12 protein-coding genes are annotated in these 15,311 nt (G+C 59.3%); all 12 read left to right on the top strand.

The window, feature by feature from the left end; genetic code table 11:
- The first annotated feature begins 191 nt into the window (after positions 1-191).
- Positions 192-2,009, top strand: a complete 1,818-nt coding sequence (locus B0E33_RS28675) for a polysaccharide biosynthesis protein (protein ID WP_167579695.1) — start codon at positions 192-194, stop codon at positions 2,007-2,009.
- A complete protein-coding gene (locus B0E33_RS28670; protein WP_077293935.1) occupies positions 2,009-3,298 on the top strand; it encodes a glycosyltransferase family 4 protein in 1,290 nt (429 codons plus the stop codon). Before B0E33_RS28675 ends, B0E33_RS28670 begins: the two co-directional genes overlap by 1 nt.
- Complete coding sequence (locus B0E33_RS28665) at positions 3,295-3,723, top strand: GtrA family protein (protein ID WP_077293932.1); 429 nt, start codon at positions 3,295-3,297, stop codon at positions 3,721-3,723. The genes B0E33_RS28670 and B0E33_RS28665 overlap by 4 nt, the downstream gene beginning before the upstream one ends.
- Entirely contained in the window at positions 3,720-5,372 is a 1,653-nt protein-coding gene (locus B0E33_RS28660; RefSeq protein WP_077293929.1) for an ArnT family glycosyltransferase, read from the top strand. Before B0E33_RS28665 ends, B0E33_RS28660 begins: the two co-directional genes overlap by 4 nt.
- A 112-nt stretch (positions 5,373-5,484) precedes the next feature.
- Positions 5,485-6,291, top strand: coding sequence for a glucose-1-phosphate cytidylyltransferase (gene rfbF / locus B0E33_RS28655; RefSeq protein WP_022999554.1), 807 nt, complete (start codon positions 5,485-5,487; stop codon positions 6,289-6,291).
- A 10-nt stretch (positions 6,292-6,301) separates the two neighbouring features.
- Entirely contained in the window at positions 6,302-7,438 is a 1,137-nt protein-coding gene (rfbG, locus tag B0E33_RS28650) for a CDP-glucose 4,6-dehydratase (RefSeq protein WP_077293926.1), read from the top strand.
- A gap of 30 nt (positions 7,439-7,468) precedes the next feature.
- Positions 7,469-8,701 carry a DegT/DnrJ/EryC1/StrS family aminotransferase gene (locus B0E33_RS28645; RefSeq protein ID WP_022999556.1) on the top strand — a complete coding sequence of 411 codons (1,233 nt, stop codon included), beginning with the start codon at positions 7,469-7,471 and terminating at the stop codon, positions 8,699-8,701.
- A gap of 164 nt (positions 8,702-8,865) precedes the next feature.
- A complete protein-coding gene (locus B0E33_RS28640) occupies positions 8,866-10,110 on the top strand; it encodes a class I SAM-dependent methyltransferase (protein ID WP_077293923.1) in 1,245 nt (414 codons plus the stop codon).
- Positions 10,111-10,119: 9 nt separating this feature from the next.
- The gene (locus tag B0E33_RS28635; RefSeq protein WP_077293920.1) at positions 10,120-11,082 is read left to right on the top strand and encodes an NAD-dependent epimerase/dehydratase family protein; all 963 of its coding nucleotides are present in this window, start codon (positions 10,120-10,122) and stop codon (positions 11,080-11,082) included.
- Complete coding sequence (locus B0E33_RS28630; RefSeq protein WP_022999559.1) at positions 11,079-12,068, top strand: glycosyltransferase family 2 protein; 990 nt, start codon at positions 11,079-11,081, stop codon at positions 12,066-12,068. Before B0E33_RS28635 ends, B0E33_RS28630 begins: the two co-directional genes overlap by 4 nt.
- Before the next feature lie 3 nt (positions 12,069-12,071).
- On the top strand, positions 12,072-13,199 hold the full coding sequence (locus B0E33_RS28625; RefSeq protein ID WP_077293917.1) for a glycosyltransferase family 4 protein: 1,128 nt from the start codon (positions 12,072-12,074) through the stop codon (positions 13,197-13,199).
- 132 nt (positions 13,200-13,331) lie between these two features.
- A complete protein-coding gene (locus B0E33_RS28620; protein WP_022999561.1) occupies positions 13,332-15,242 on the top strand; it encodes a GumC family protein in 1,911 nt (636 codons plus the stop codon).
- Positions 15,243-15,311: the final 69 nt, after the last annotated feature.

The raw sequence follows: 15,311 nt of genomic DNA, 5'->3' as shown, positions 1-15,311 counted from the left end.
GCAGACTTGTCCTGGGTGACGTCGTTTCAATTACACTGTCTGCAGCGCTTGCAGTGCTCCTGACGGTGACCGGATCGGCTCAAAAGCAGTTATTGCCTGCGATACTGCCATTTGCGGCGCTGGCATGTGTCTGCGGTCTCGTGATTTTCCCATTGGCCGGGTTCTACCGCCGGGACACGCGATCAACTTCGTTGAGAGACATCGTTGTTCTGCTCAAGGGAGCCCTGCTCACAAGCGTTTCGCTTGCAATCCTGTCACGTTTCAACCTTGTGACAGCCACCGTTCCCATCCCTGTCGTAATTGTTCAGTTTTACCTCGCCGTACCTGCGCTCGGTGCGTTGCGGGTTATCGCCAGGGGCCGGGAGCTGACCCGTCAAAGCCGCCACCTCAAGGAGAAAGAGGTGGATTCAAGGATTCCGGTACTTCTGGTGGGGACCGGCGCAAGTTGCGATCTCTTCCTGCGCTCCTTGCGCAATACCGGCTCTCGCTACCTTCCGGTCGGAATTATCGATGATGCCCGCAACACCCAGGGGCTCTACTTCCACGACGTCCAGATCATCGGAACGCTGAGGGATCCAGAAAACGTGATCGAACGGCTTTCGCAGTGGAACGTACTGCCACAGCGGCTGCTCCTGACCGAACCGACGACCCATTTCGACAGCGACGGCATCCAGAAACTGACCGTCTGGGCCAGTGGACATGGGGTAACCGTTTCAAGGCTGCACGGGCTGGAGGATCTTGGCTCGCCAGACCTGGGCGAAGGGCAGAACATGAGAACCGTGGATCCGGATGACATTCTGGATCGGCCGCAAAAGGCAGTGGAACGCTCGTTGCTGTTCGAAGTCTTCAAAGGGCGACGCGTCCTGGTGACAGGTGCTGGCGGGTCGATCGGCAGCGAACTTACCCGGCAGATCGCGTCCTTCCATCCGGCAGAGATCGTGATCATCGACAACTGCGAATTCAACGCCTACTCGATCGATATGGATCTGTCGCAGCATTTTCCCGATGTACCGCGGCGGATGTATGTGGCCTCCATTGTGGATGCGGACCGCGTCAACTCGATCTTCCGGCAACACCGTCCGGAACTGGTGTTCAACGCGGCAGCCCTGAAGCATGTGCCGATCGTCGAGCTCAACCCGTGCGAGGGCGTTCTGACGAATGTTGTCGGATCGAGAAACGTTGCCGATGCGGCCCGCGAAATCGGTGCTCTCGCAATGGTACAGATCTCGACCGACAAGGCCGTCAACACGACCAATGTCATGGGGGCAACCAAACGCGTCGCGGAATTCTACGTCCAGGCGCAAGACCGTATCACCAACGAGACGGAAGAACGCACCAGGTTCTTCTCTGTTCGATTTGGCAATGTCCTGGGGTCCTCAGGGTCGTTGATACCGCTGTTCCAGCGCCAGATCTCAAACGGCGGACCGATCACGATCACCGATCCCAAGATGGAACGGTACTTCATGACGATCCGCGAAGCTGTCCAGTTGACACTGGTATCTGCGGCGAGCGGCCTGAAGTTCGACACCAGCCAGGGTGAGATCTTCGTCCTGGACATGGGCAAGCCGGTCAAGATCGTCGATCTTGCAGAACGCATGATCCGTCTTGCCGGTCTCACACCTCACCAGGACATCAAGATCAATTTCATCGGCATGCGTCCCGGTGAGAAGCTGTTCGAGGAACTGTTCGACAAATCGGAAGCCCGCGCCGATTGCGGCATTCCCGGTGTCAGCGCCGCACGTCCGGAAGGCGTTCCGATTGCGCGGCTGAGGGCAATGATCCTGAAGCTGGAGCTTGCCGCACGGTGCCAGAACGGGTCCTTGGTCAACCAGTTGCTTCGGGATCTGGTGCCTGGCTACGGCACAAAAACCTCGTGCGCGGTGGAGCCGGCCAAAGTTGGTGCAAGCGCTGCATGGTCAGGTGCGAAGGAAATGACCGTGAAGTTGCCAATTCCGCCCCATGCCGTTCTGCGGCCGGTTGGTGCACCTGAAGTGCTGAGTACTGGCTAATGAGCGCTTCTGCCAACCATATGGACTACGCGGTCAGTGTGTCTTCCAAGTCGGGGACAGGGTCTTCCGGGCGCCGTCGGCGGGCTGTGGTCGTCGGTAGCCTGGGGTATTCGCTGGTCAATTTCCGGCTGGATCTCATGCGGCGCTTCCAGGCAAACGGCTATGAAGTGACCGCTTTCGCCGCCGAGATCGATGCCGAGACCGCCAGAATTCTGGAGGAGAACGGGATCGCTCATCGCGAAATCCCCATGAAACGCACAGGGACGAACCCCTTCAGCGATCTTGTCAGCCTCTGGGCTCTCATTCGTGCACTTCGCGAGGAAAAGCCGGAACTCGTCCTCGCATATACAATGAAGCCGATCGTTTATGCCTGCCTTGCAGCACAGCTGGTCGGCATCCGGTCCCGCTACGCGCTGTTCACCGGGCTTGGATATGCCTTCATGGAAGAAAATCCAACCGGACGCAGACGCTATGTCCGTAGCGCCTCCGTATTGCTGCACCGGATGGCACTGCGCAAACTTACCGCGGCTTTCTGCTACAACAGTGCGGACCGCCGGGATATCCGGAACTATCGGCTGATACCGGACCAGGTGCCTCTTCACGACATTCCGGGTTCAGGCGTAGACACCGCACGCTTTTCGGCGACACCTGTTCCGCAGGGACCAGTCCGCTTCCTGTTCGTGGGGCGGCTGCTTCGGTCCAAGGGGCTTGCTCTTCTTGCCGAAGCCGCCAAGCTCCTCAAGGCGCAGGGGCTCGAATTCGAGCTCGACATCCTGGGCCCGACCGACAGTAATCCGGATGCGATCGAACCAGAGCAGCTCGACGCCTGGCAAAGCGAAGGATTGCTGCGATATCGCGGCGCGACAAACGATGTCGTCCCCTTCCTTCAGGCGAGCAGCGTGCTGGTTCTTCCGACGTCGCTGCGGGAAGGCATTCCGCGTTCCATTCTCGAAGCCATGTCCTGCGGGCGCGCTGTCATCACCACCGATGCGCCGGGGTGCGGAGAGACGATAGAACACGGTGTTTCCGGTTTCGTCGTCCCGCGCGGTGATGTTCAGGCTCTCGCCGCAGCGATGAAAAGCTTCATCGAAACACCGGCGCAGGCTGCAAAGATGGGAGCGGCCGCCCGGGCGCTCGTTTGCAGCAAGAATGATATTCACCGGGTGAATGCCAGGCTGATGCAGCTCATGGGCATCGAAGCCGTCCGATATGCTTCCGGCTCGCGTAGCCTGGGTTCTCCGGCCGAAGCCGAACTGGTCTGCCAGGTCTCGGAGGTAGCCCTCCCATGACGCAGTCCGTCACAACGGCCCGCACGGCATTCTCCGACCTGATGACTTCCCGGGTCGTGCGTTTTCTTGGCGCCGGCATAATCAATACAGCGTTCGGATACGGGGTCTTCGCAATCCTCGTCCTTGCAGGTGTGCACCCGCAGGTCGCTCTCGTGGCGCAGTTCGGTCTCGGGGTCCTCTGGAACTATTCCATCCATGCCCGGTTTGTTTTCGGTGTCAGCGGCTTTGGCAGGCTTCCACTCTACGGCCTCGCCTATGTGGCAGCCTATGCATTCAACGCCCTGTTGCTTGCGGTCCTGACCGGCGCCGGGATACCTGCGCTCGGTGCCCAGCTCCTGTCGCTGCCGCCTGTCGTGGCCCTGTCCTATATTCTTGTTGCCCGCGCCCTCGGCGTGCGGGCGGGCAGAAAGGACGCACAGCAATGAGTGTCCTGCAGTCCAACCAATTGGCCGCCGCGGTTGATCAGGCTTCACATGTCGGACACCGTCAGAAATGGCTGCGCCTTGCAGTCAGTGTGGCGTCGGTTGCGGGAGTCGCGCTGCTGCTTGGCGCTCTTTACGGCAGGCTGATGACCTTCGGTTTGCGGCGGGACGAGATGATGTTCGTTCCCCCCGCGCAATATATGCCGGACTGGCAGCTATACCAGGACGTCTTCTTCAATCATGTGCCGAATGTCGCCTGGTTCTTCCACTCCATGCATATCGTCTTCGGCGATCAGGGTTTGCTGGGCGCGGCAAGGATAGGCGTCTTTCTTCTTTGGGTGCTGCTGATCCTTGCGATTGTCTGGACCACGCTGCGCATCTCGCGATCCTGGCTGCTGGCACTGTTCTCGGCCGTGGCCATTCTCGCCGCGGATCCGTTGCTCGGCCAGGCCGGCATGGCCGCGACCAACAACCTGCTGCCGCTGCCGTTTGCGTTGCTGGGGCTAGGCCTTTTCGTGGTCGAGACCATGGAACAGCGGCCGCGATCCAGCCTGATCTTCGTTGCCGGAATGTGCCTTTCGCTCGCAGCAGGCAGCAAGGTCAGTGCGGTGGTCTTCATTCCCCCGGTCGCGCTTGCCGCCTTCCTGCTTCCGGCACGTATTTCCTTGCGCACACGCCTGACCGGAACTGTTCTTCCGCTCGCCGCCGGCGGGCTGGTCGGAGCCTTGCCCGTCTTCTGGTATCTGCTGGACGATCCGCAGCTCTTTCTTGCGCATGTTCTGTCATTTCATACTGGCCCGCACATCGCCTACTGGACGGCGAACGCCGCCAGCGAACCCGGCCTGGCGATGGGGCTTGGCGGCAAGTTGCAGCTCGCGTTCGGAGCCTGGCTGGCAGGTGGTTCTCTGATCCTTGCAACAGTGCTGGTTTACCTGTTCTGGATGTCGCTCCGGGCAGGGCACAAAGGTGAACGGCAGGACGGCAAATGTCTTGGACAGATTGTTGTCGTCCTCGCAGTCACGGCTCTTGCTGCCGTTCTAAGCTTCGTTCCGACACCCGGTTTTCCGCAGTATTACATTCAGCCGCTGGTCTGCCTTCCGATCCTTGGTGCGTTGCTTTACCGGCAGATCGGAACACAGGACCGTCAGCAAGTGGTGCCGGTTCTTTGTGCCAGCATGTTTGTCATGCTCGTCATCACGCTTCCGCGGCTCATGCCCGGGCTCGCAAGCCTTGCCAAACCTGATGACTTTACCTCCGCACGCCTGGTTCGCGGCGGCCAGGAATTGCAGCAGGCGCTGGCCTCGCACAATGTGCCTGAAGGCCCTGTGGCAACCTTCATGCCGCTTTACCCCATGGAAGCCGGTCTCGACATCTATCCGGAATTTGCCTCCGGTCAGTTCGCGTACCGGATCGCGCCTTACACGGACGCCGAACTTGCCGCTTTCTATCGGATGGTCGGCGCCGACGGTCTGGGAGATCTGTTCGGCAAACAGCCTCCGGCCGCCATCCTCGTTGGCTACGACCCCGACCTTGAAGCGCCGATGCTCGAGTATGTGCGGGCAAACAACTACCTGGAAGTTCCGGTTGCCGAACTGAGCAACCGTTACGGAGAAGGCCGCCTTTTTGTTCGAACAACGGGAGGCCAGGACTGAGCCGCCGGTCTGTGGCTCTCAATGTTTTGTCAGTGCGATCGTTTCAGTCGGGCTGACTTCGTTTCACACCAAGATGTTGTTTTCAGTGTTTAGACAATCAGGGAGAAGAAAAATGCAAACCGTACTTCTTGCCGGAGGATTAGGCTCACGCCTGGCTGAAGAAACAGTCACCATTCCCAAGCCGATGGTCGAGGTCGGTGGTCGACCGATCATCGCTCGCGTCATGGATATTTACAGTCATTTCGGCCATCGCGACTTCGTTGTTGCGGCCGGTTACAAGGCGTTGCTGATTAAACAGTTCTTCGCCAACTACCATCTTATTGCCAACAATATTTCCGTTTCGGTGGATACAGGAAAGCTGCGTCTCGTACCGTCGGAACCGGGCGGCTGGAACGTCTGCGTTGTCGACACCGGTTCCCACACGATGACCAGTGGCCGCATTCGCAGGCTGCGTGACTGGCTCAACAACGAAACCTTCATGTGCACCTATTCGGACGGTCTGGGCAATATCGACATCAACGCCCTGCTCGACTTCCACAAGTCACATGGAAAGCTTGCCACCGTCACCGCCGTTCAGCCGCCTGCACGCTTCGGCAACATCGAACTCAAGGGTGATCGGGTCTTCGCGTTTACGGAAAAGGTTCGCAAGCGCGACACCTGGATCAACGGCGGCTACTTCGTGTTCGAACCGGGTGTTCTGGATTACATGGTCGATGATGCCGAACCGCTCGAGCAGTCGCCCCTGACCCAGATGGCCAAGGACGGCGAACTGATGGCGTATCGTCACGACGGTTTCTGGCATCCGATGGATACCGTGCGCGATCGGGACACGCTCAATTCGCTGTGCGATGAGCTTCCGCCGCCGTGGTTGCGGTTCAATGAGGAAATGCCAGCCAATATGCCGGCACTCGCGATCTGAGACGACGACCATGTCCGAGTTTATCGATCCTCATATTGGCCGAGCTTTCGCCGGCCGCCGGGTTCTCGTCACAGGCCACACAGGGTTCAAGGGCGGCTGGCTTTCGGCCTGGCTGCTGCACCTGGGAGCCGATGTCGTTGGCCTGTCCCTGCCACCCAGTGAAGGACCGGGTGTCTTCAAATCGTGCGGTCTCGCCGATCGCATGGACAGCCGGATTGCCGACATCCGGGATCGGGGAGCGTTACAGGAAGCTCTGCGCGGCGTGGATGCGGAGATCGTATTCCATCTGGCTGCCCAGCCCCTGGTGCGCCATTCGTACAGGCATCCGGCGGAAACCTTTGCAACCAACGTGTCGGGAACGGCCAACGTCCTGGATGCGGTTCGCCAGATGCCTTCGCTGCGCGCTGTCGTCGTGATCACCACCGACAAGTGTTACGACAACCGCGAATGGACCTGGGGCTACCGAGAGATCGACCCGCTTGGTGGCCACGACCCCTACAGCGCGTCGAAGGCGTGTACCGAACTTGTGGCGCAAGCTTACCGCCACGCCTATTTCGCCGATAGCAACGGACCGCAGCTGGCCACGGCCAGGGCCGGCAACGTCATTGGCGGAGGTGACTGGGGTGAGGAGCGGCTGGTGCCGGACATCGTGCGGGCAGCGTCAACCGGCGTTCCGCTCGAGATCCGCAGCCCCGAGGCGGTGCGCCCGTGGCAACACGTACTGGAGCCGCTTTCGGGCTATCTCCAGCTTGCGGCTCGGCTTGTCGAGGACGGCTCCGAGTTTGCAGGCGCCTGGAATTTCGGTCCCGAGCTCGAAAGCACGGTCAATGTGCGCGAGCTGATGCAGATGGTGCGGACAGCCTGGGGGCAAGGCGCCCCGGAGGTTCGTTTTCCGGAGCAGCAGGCGGGAACGTCATCAGCCCTGCACGAGGCCGGCATTTTGCGCCTCGACAGCACCAAGGCCCGCACCCGCCTCGGATGGCGGCCGCAGCTCAGGCTTGCCGAGGCAATCGGAATGACAATCGACTGGTACAAGGCACACGCGCTTGGCGACGACATGAGCGACTGCACCGAACAGCAGCTTGCCGGCTACAGCGCCCTGATGGCTGGCAGCAGTCTCACGCGCTACGCGATGGTCGCTGAATAGACAGCGCGAGATCACCGGAGAAATTGACACATGCGAGTTAATTACGGTCAGACAGTACACGGACAGGAAGAGATCGACGCCGTGGTCGAAGTGCTCAAGACCTCGACCCAGATGGGTCCGCGTGTCCGTGACATGCAACAGAAGGTCGCCGAGCTTTTCAGCAAGAACTTCGGGATCATGGTCAACTCGGGTTCTTCGGCCAATTACCTGGCCGTGGAGATCCTCGATCTACCCAAGGGCAGCGAGGTCATCACACCGGCGCTGACTTTTGCCACCACGGTTGCCCCGCTTGTGCGTCAGGGCCTTGTGCCGGCATTCGTCGACGCTGCCGAGGGCACCTACAACATCGACGAGACAGCCATCGAACGCATGATCACACCTGCGACTTCCGCAGTGATGATCCCGTCCCTGATCGGCAATCTGCCGAACTGGAAGCGCATTCGCGAGATCGCCGATGCCCACGGCCTCAAGGTGATCGAAGACAGTGCCGATACTCTGGGCGCGACGATTTCCGGTGAAAGCACGGGTATCTACTCGGATGTCTCGACGACGAGCTTTTACGGTTCGCACGTCATCAACGGAGCCGGCAACGGCGGCATGCTTTGCGTCAACACCCCCGAGCTGGCGCGCAAGGCTTTGTTGCTGCGTTCGTGGGGACGCAGTTCATCGCTCTTTGTTGAATCGGAAGCAATCGAGAACCGGTTCAATGTCCGGCTTGATGACATCGAATATGACGCAAAGTTCGTCTTCGAAGCGCTGGGGTACAATCTGGAGCCTTCGGAAATCAGCGCGGCGTTCGGCCTCGTGCAACTCGGTAAGCTGCAACACAACATTGCAGTGCGCGAACGGCATTTTGAAGCCCACAAGCGGTTCTTCGCCGACTATGAAGACTGGTTTGTCCTGCCGCGCCAGTTGGAAGGTGCCAGGACGGGATGGCTGGCTTTCCCGCTGACAATTCGGGACGACGCGCCGTTTACCAGGCGCGAGCTTCAGATCTATCTCGAAAAGGCCGACATCCAGACCCGTCCGGTCTTCACCGGCAATATTCTGCGCCAGCCGGCAATGAAGAACATCGACTGCCGCGTCGATCCGTCAGGCTATCCGATCGCCGACAAGGTGATGCGTGGCGGCATCCTTCTGGCCTGCCATCACGGCCTCAACGACGATCACGTCGAATACATGCACGCGCGCGTATCCGATTTCCTGAACCGGTTTTCCGCCGGCTTCGGTGCCATGGCAGCGGGCAACGAGAGGGTGGGATGACGCCAAGCCTACCGCACCCTTCAGGAGGTGCCTGTCGGGCGATGGGCAGGGACTTTCGGGGAGGAGCGGCGCCGAAAGCTTGAATTGCCGCGAATTCTGCCTGGCGGAATTCGCAGTGAACCTGAACCTGACAATGCAAGTCATTTTAAGAGCGATTGAAAAAAATGAATAAATTCGAGCTAGACAAGTCCATTCGCCGTACCTGCAGAACCTGCGGTTCCGAGGATCTTTTGCTGTTCCTTCCCATGGGAGCCCATCCGCCGGCCAACTTGTTTGCCAGCGCGGCTGATCGCGACCAGCCCCAGGTTGCCTTTCCGCTCAACACGCAAGCCTGCCTCGATTGCGGCTTGATCCAGGTTGCGGATCAGGTGCCGGCCGATTTCTTCACCAACTACCTTTATGTGCCTTCCGGCGCCGCGACGATGCATTCCCATTTCGCGGAGCTTGCGGAGGTTGCCGTTAGCAAGGCGAACGGTGGGCTGATCGTCGATATCGGCTGCAACGACGGGCTCATGCTGTCCCACGCCAACCGGCTGGGCGGCAAGACGCTTGGTGTGGACCCGGCTGCGAACCTTGCGACAATTGCGCAGGAGCGCGGCGTGAGGGTGCACACGGCATTCTTCAACCCCGAGACGGCAGCGGAATTGAGGGCGTCCGAAGGTCCCGCCGCCGTGATCACGACTTCGAACACCTTCAACCATATCGATGACTTGCACGGCTTCACCGAGGGCGTGCTGATGCTTCTCGACGACGACGGTGTCTTCATCATCGAGGTACCGTGGGGCAAGGAGATCCTCGAGACCAATGAATTCGACAATGTCTACCATGAGCATCTGTCGGAACTGAGCCTGCTTTCGATTGTTCGTTTGGGCGAAAGCGTCGGCCTCGATGTGGTCGATGTCACCAAGCTTCCGGTGCACGGAGGCTCGATGCGCGTATTCATGCAACCGGCCGCCGTGAAGGTGGAACGCGCGGCAATCGTCGACGAGATGCTTGAAGATGAACGCCAGGCCGGCATGACGGAGGCCGCGACCTATCAGGATTTCGCCGAGCGGGTTCACCAGATACGCAACGATCTGACCGGGCTACTGGCGGAATTGAAGGCAGAAGGCAAATCAATTGCAGGCTACGGCGCTCCCGCCAAGGGCAATACATTGCTCAACTTTTTCGGGATCGGCACGGAGACACTCGATTTCCTGGTCGACAGGAACACGCTGAAACAGGGTCTCTTCTCTCCGGGCATGCATATTCCAGTTCTCTCGCCGGAAGCCGTAGCCGAAAGGCAACCCGATTACCTGCTGGTTCTTGCGTGGAATTTCCTGGATGAAATCCGCGAGCAGATGGCCGAATTCGAAGCGAAGGGCGGCAAGTTCATCGTTCCCCTTCCGGTGCCGAAAATCGTTCCCTGAGGCAGAACTATGGCGCGCGTTCTCATAACCGGAGCTTCCGGTTTTATAGGATCAAACCTGACCCGGGCCTGCCTGAAGCGAGGTGACGAGGTCAGTGTGATCTTGCGGCCCTGTTCGTCCACGGGCCGGATCGCCGATATCGCGTCGCGCGTTGGCCTCTACAGGCTCGACGTCACCGACGCTCGGGCTCTTCACAGCTGTCTGGCAAAAGCCAGGCCGGAGATCGTTTTCCATGTGGGTGCGCGTACCCGTTTCGAAAACCGGCCGGACTTGCAGGATCTCGCCGACAGCGTCGAGGAGAACGTCTCGCCGCTGATCGCGCTGCTTTCGGGCCTTGCCGCTTGCGATTGCCCGCCCCGGACTTTCGTCAGGACGGGGACGATCGCCGAATACGGGGACTGTCCGACACCCTTTACAGAAACCGAGCGAGAAAGACCGGGCGGATCCTATGCCGCCTCACTCCTGGCCGGGACGCATTATCTGGAGATGGCGCAACCGCGACTTCCGTTTTTTGCCGTTACCGCACGGTTGGCCCTGACCTATGGACCCGGGCAGTCGGAAAGTTTCTTGATCCCGCGCGCCATCACTCAGTTGCTGGCCGGCCAGAAAGTGAGTGTCCGCAGCCCTCTGGATCGCCGTGACCTGATCCATGTCGATGACGTCACCACGGCGCTCATGATGCTGGGCGACAATCCCGAAGGTGCCGGACCGGTGGTCAATGTGGGGACAGGCGATTCCCCGACGGTCGCCGAGGTCATGAGGACCTTGATCAAATTGACCGACGCCGACGTCGATCTCGTGAAATTCAGCGATCAAGTCCGCGATCCCGTCGAATTGATCGTCTCTGCCGAACGCATCCGCGAACGCCTTGGTTGGTCAGCGGAAATCAAGCTTCAAGATGGCCTCGAAAGGACCGTGAAATGGGCACGAGAGAACATCATTCCAAACTTTGCAACGGAGATGCAGGCATGACTCTCGTCTCGATCCTGATCCCGGCACTGAATGAAGAAGACAACGTTCGCAACACCTACAAACGTGTCATGGACGTGTTCGAGCAGCTTCCCGACTATGAGCCGGAACTCATCTTCACCGACAATCATTCCAGTGATGAGACTTTCTCCATTCTCACGGAAATCGCTGCCGAGGACCCAAGGGTTCGCGTGATACGGTTCTCTCGGAATGTCGGATACCAGGCTTCGGTGCTGACCGCCTACAGGGCTGCCGAGGGCGCCTGCGCCATACAGCTTGATTGCGACCTCCAGGATCCGCCCGAACTGATCCCGCAAATGCTCGATACCTGGCGCAAGGGCTACCACGTCGTCTACGGAATCCGGCGGAGCCTGCCGGACGGTCCGGTCGTCGCGTGGCTGCGCAGAACCTTCTATGCACTGATCGACGCGATCAGCGAGGACGACCTTCCCCGGAACGCAGGCGAATTCCGGCTGACCGACCGGCGCATTCTCGATGAGCTGCGCCGCGTGGAAGACCGCTCGCCCTATGTCCGCGGTCTGATCAGCGGCATGGGTTTCAACCAGACCGGTTTTGAGTACGACCGAAACGCTCGCGTGGCTGGAGATTCCAAGTTCCCGCTCCGTGCGATGATTTCCCTCGCGGTCGATGGCCTGATCAACCATTCGCTTGTGCCATTGCGGCTGGCTTCCCTGATCAGCCTTCTGGGCGGCCTCTGCGCCTTCCTGCTGCTTTCTGGTTACCTCATCGGCAAACTGGTCTTCGGCCAGGAGTGGCCCGCCGGTTTTGCGACGACCACGACACTGATCCTGCTTTCGATGACTGTGAACGCGATGTTTCTCGGCATTCTGGGTGAATATGTCGGACGGATATTCCTGCAGTCGAAGAACCTGAACCGGCCACTGGTTGAAATCGAACTGAATGGCAACGGACAACGGAATGATGCGGTTCCGAAGGGTCGACGCACCATGGTGGAGGCTGCGGAATAAACCATGAAAGTGCTCTTCGTTCAGGCTAGTTTTGGCGCAGGCGGCACGGAAAAGATCGTTGCCATGCTGGCGGCACATCGTGCTGAGCTTGGCGATGAAGTGCACGTCGCAGCAATGACCTGCCCCGAAGCAGGATCGTATTTCGACTATCCGGACAACGTCGTCCTGCACGTTCTCGACCGGGACAACGGCAGAGGGCTGCTTCCCCTGCCGTTGCGCCGGCTTGCCAGTATCCGCAAGCTGGTGCGGGCTCTATCGCCGAATGTATGCCTCTCGTTCCTGACCAAGGTCAACGTTCTGACCCTTCTGGCCACCGGTTCGTCGGTGCCTGTGATCGCGTCCGAGCGCAACAATCCGCTGGCACAAAAGGCACATCCGATCTGGCGCCGTGCCCAGAATGCGCTGATGCCCAGGGCCGCCGCGATGGTCATGCAGACCGAGCGGGCACGGCAGGACCTGCCGGCGCGAGTACAACCCTGTGCCCAGGTGATCCCGAACCCGTGTGCGCCGATCGACGGTGTGGCCCCTTCACCCGGCGGAAAGAGGCTCGTTGCCGTTGGACGACTGGATCACCAGAAAGGCTTTGATCTGCTCATCGACGCCATGTCTCTGGTGCGCGAAAAACAGCCGGATGCAAGACTGACGATCTATGGAGAAGGCACCGCCCGTGCTTCCCTGGAAGCGCAGCGTGACCGTCTTGGTCTTCAGGATATTGTTTCCCTGCCGGGCAAGAGTGCCAGGCACGGAGAATGGATCCGGACTTCCGACATTCTGGTTCTTTCGTCCCGTTTCGAAGGGTTTCCGAACGTTGTCGCCGAAGCTGTCGTCAGCGGGCTTCCCGTCGTGGCGTTCGACTGCGCCTACGGCCCAAGGGAACTGGTCTTCGATGGCGTGAACGGACTTCTGGTTCAGGACGGCAATGTCGGGGCACTGGCCGACGCGATAGGTCGTCTGATGTCCAACCCGACCCTGAGGGCCGCAATGGCGGATGCGAATGTCCGCCTTCAGCAAAAACTGGCACCTGAGACCATTCTAGCCCTCTGGGACCGGACGATTTCCGATGCAGCCCGGAAGGAAGCATTCAACCGCGGTAAACCGGCAGGGGAGGGCTATTCACATGCGAATGCGTGAGCCTTTCAGCTCTGCAAGTGCCGCGATGTCCGTGGCAACGGACCTGGCGCGGACCGATATCGGAGCGCCCAGCAAAATCGACTTCAATACCAGGACAATCCGGCGGAATTCGTCGGCATTTGGGGGATCTTCATGAGCAGTATTGTTGACTCGCAGCAGGAGCAATATGCATTCGCTGAACGTCCGATACAGTTCGGTTTCTTTGCCATTTTCAAGGTGTTGCGAAGGAACTGGATCTGGCTGACCTTGGCCATGTTGCTGGGTCTGGGGGCCGCCTATCTTGCTCTTCAGGTCATTCAGCCAAAATATGCCGCACGGTCGACCATCATTCTGGCGAAGGTCGAAACGAGAATTAATCCGACAGAGACGACAATCGAGAATTCCGACACGTCGCTTATCCACATCGAGACCGAGATCGATTTTCTGCGCTCAGTCGAATTCGCCCGCAAGGTCGCCAGCGAACTGAACCTGATCTCAGACACCTATTTCAATCCGTACCTTTCGGCGACCGAAACGCCGGTTCCCACCGATGAACAGCAATTCGAAGCGGTCCTGGTACGCATGCTCAACAGCTACACGGTTGAGCGGCGAGGCGAGAGCCTGGCGCTCGATATTCGTGTGCGGCATCCCGATGCCGTCATGGCTGCGCAACTGGCCAATACACTCTCAAGCACCTACATCGATGACTCTCTTCGGGACAAGAAGAAAGCCGTACAGTATTCAATCTCAGAATTGTGGGACCGGATAACGTTACTCGGCGGTCGCCTGAGCGAGATGGAAGCGCGTCTGGCGGAACTCATTCGCGAAAACGAACTGGACGACACCAGCCTCGGCGACGAGTTGAGGGCAGAGCTGAACAGATTGACGTCTATCCTCAATCTGGCGCGCGACCAGAATGCGTCTTCCATCCGGATCAATGAAAGCAAACAGCGCCTTGCCGAGGTGGAAACGAAGCTTGAGGAGCGAACACGCGCCGAACTGACACAGTCCAAACTGCAGAGGTCGCTGGATGCGGATCTTGCCAGGTACCAGGCACTTGTAGACCGGCGTAACGCACTGGAAACACAGATCGACTTTCTTCAGCCCGATGCCCGGCAGGTGACCGTGGCTTCCGCTCCGCTGAAACCGGCGACACCCAACCGTCCCGTCATTTTTGCGCTTGGGATTGCCGGCGGTTTGATTGTTGGTCTGGCCTTGGTGCTGTTGCGCGAATTGTTCGACCGCCGGGTCTGGACCGGTACCCAGACGATGCAGTACCTGGGCCTGCGAACCATCGGCTACGTTCCGCGAATCCGGTACTGGCGGAAGAGGGACAAGCAGGAACTCTTTCTGAGCAGAACCTCCAGGCAGGAGAATTCACCGTACCAGCTGGCGTTGCGGAGCTTGCTCACACTGCTTTCCAACCAGATCCGGAAAAAGGACAGCATGGTCATGGCCGTGACGTCGGCACTTGCCAACGAAGGCAAGACGACCCTGACGTTCTCACTCGCGGTTTCTGCCGCCCAGGAAGGACACCGGGTGCTGTTGATCGACCTCGACATCCACCGGCATGGCCTGACACGCATGTCAGGTTGCGAAATTCCAAAGGAAACGCCTCAGGAAATCTGGGAGGATCAGAACGTCTTCGACGCGCAGATAGTGCCTTGCACCCGTTTCGGACAGATCAATCTCCTGTCGTTCGCTCAGGATTCCATCATTCCGAGGCGCGTGTTCAATACGCCTCGTGGCAAGGCGATTTTGAGAAAATTGCGCGCGTCCTATGACGTCATCCTGATTGATACGGCCCCCGTTTTGGCAGCCGACGAAGCAAACCGCTTGGCGTCGCTTGCGGACTTCGTGATCCTCATCGCCCGCTGGGGACGCACGTCGGAAGATGCGCTTGGAACGGCGGCAGAAGCCTTGCGGTTCAATCAGATCCCACTCGCTGGCGTGGTGTTGAACGACATTGACATGCGGCGATATTCGCTTCGCGACTACGGAGCTCACCGGGCAGGAGGATACTACGCCTATAACAACGGCTACATCTACAAACCGCCAAGTTGAAACAGCTTCCGTTGCGGTGGCGCGACCCTTTCAGTCGACACGATTCACCCAAAACAAGCCGTGTCTGAC

Origin of the sequence: Roseibium algicola, assembly GCF_001999245.1 — a bacterium.
Lineage (GTDB): Bacteria > Pseudomonadota > Alphaproteobacteria > Rhizobiales > Stappiaceae > Roseibium > Roseibium algicola.
The sequence above is the reverse complement of the archived record's forward strand: the minus strand, read 5'-3'. Positions and strand labels throughout refer to the sequence as shown.

Bases quoted from the DNA above. Each gene is read 5' to 3' on its own strand.
- B0E33_RS28670 (WP_077293935.1), top strand. From the start codon at position 2,009: ATGAGCGCTTCTGCCAACCATATGGACTACGCGGTCAGTGTGTCTTCC.
- B0E33_RS28665 (WP_077293932.1), top strand. From the start codon at position 3,295: ATGACGCAGTCCGTCACAACGGCCCGCACGGCATTCTCCGACCTGATG.
- B0E33_RS28660 (WP_077293929.1), top strand. From the start codon at position 3,720: ATGAGTGTCCTGCAGTCCAACCAATTGGCCGCCGCGGTTGATCAGGCT.
- rfbF (WP_022999554.1), top strand. From the start codon at position 5,485: ATGCAAACCGTACTTCTTGCCGGAGGATTAGGCTCACGCCTGGCTGAA.
- rfbG (WP_077293926.1), top strand. From the start codon at position 6,302: ATGTCCGAGTTTATCGATCCTCATATTGGCCGAGCTTTCGCCGGCCGC.
- B0E33_RS28645 (WP_022999556.1), top strand. From the start codon at position 7,469: ATGCGAGTTAATTACGGTCAGACAGTACACGGACAGGAAGAGATCGAC.
- B0E33_RS28640 (WP_077293923.1), top strand. From the start codon at position 8,866: ATGAATAAATTCGAGCTAGACAAGTCCATTCGCCGTACCTGCAGAACC.
- B0E33_RS28635 (WP_077293920.1), top strand. From the start codon at position 10,120: ATGGCGCGCGTTCTCATAACCGGAGCTTCCGGTTTTATAGGATCAAAC.
- B0E33_RS28630 (WP_022999559.1), top strand. From the start codon at position 11,079: ATGACTCTCGTCTCGATCCTGATCCCGGCACTGAATGAAGAAGACAAC.
- B0E33_RS28625 (WP_077293917.1), top strand. From the start codon at position 12,072: ATGAAAGTGCTCTTCGTTCAGGCTAGTTTTGGCGCAGGCGGCACGGAA.
- B0E33_RS28620 (WP_022999561.1), top strand. From the start codon at position 13,332: ATGAGCAGTATTGTTGACTCGCAGCAGGAGCAATATGCATTCGCTGAA.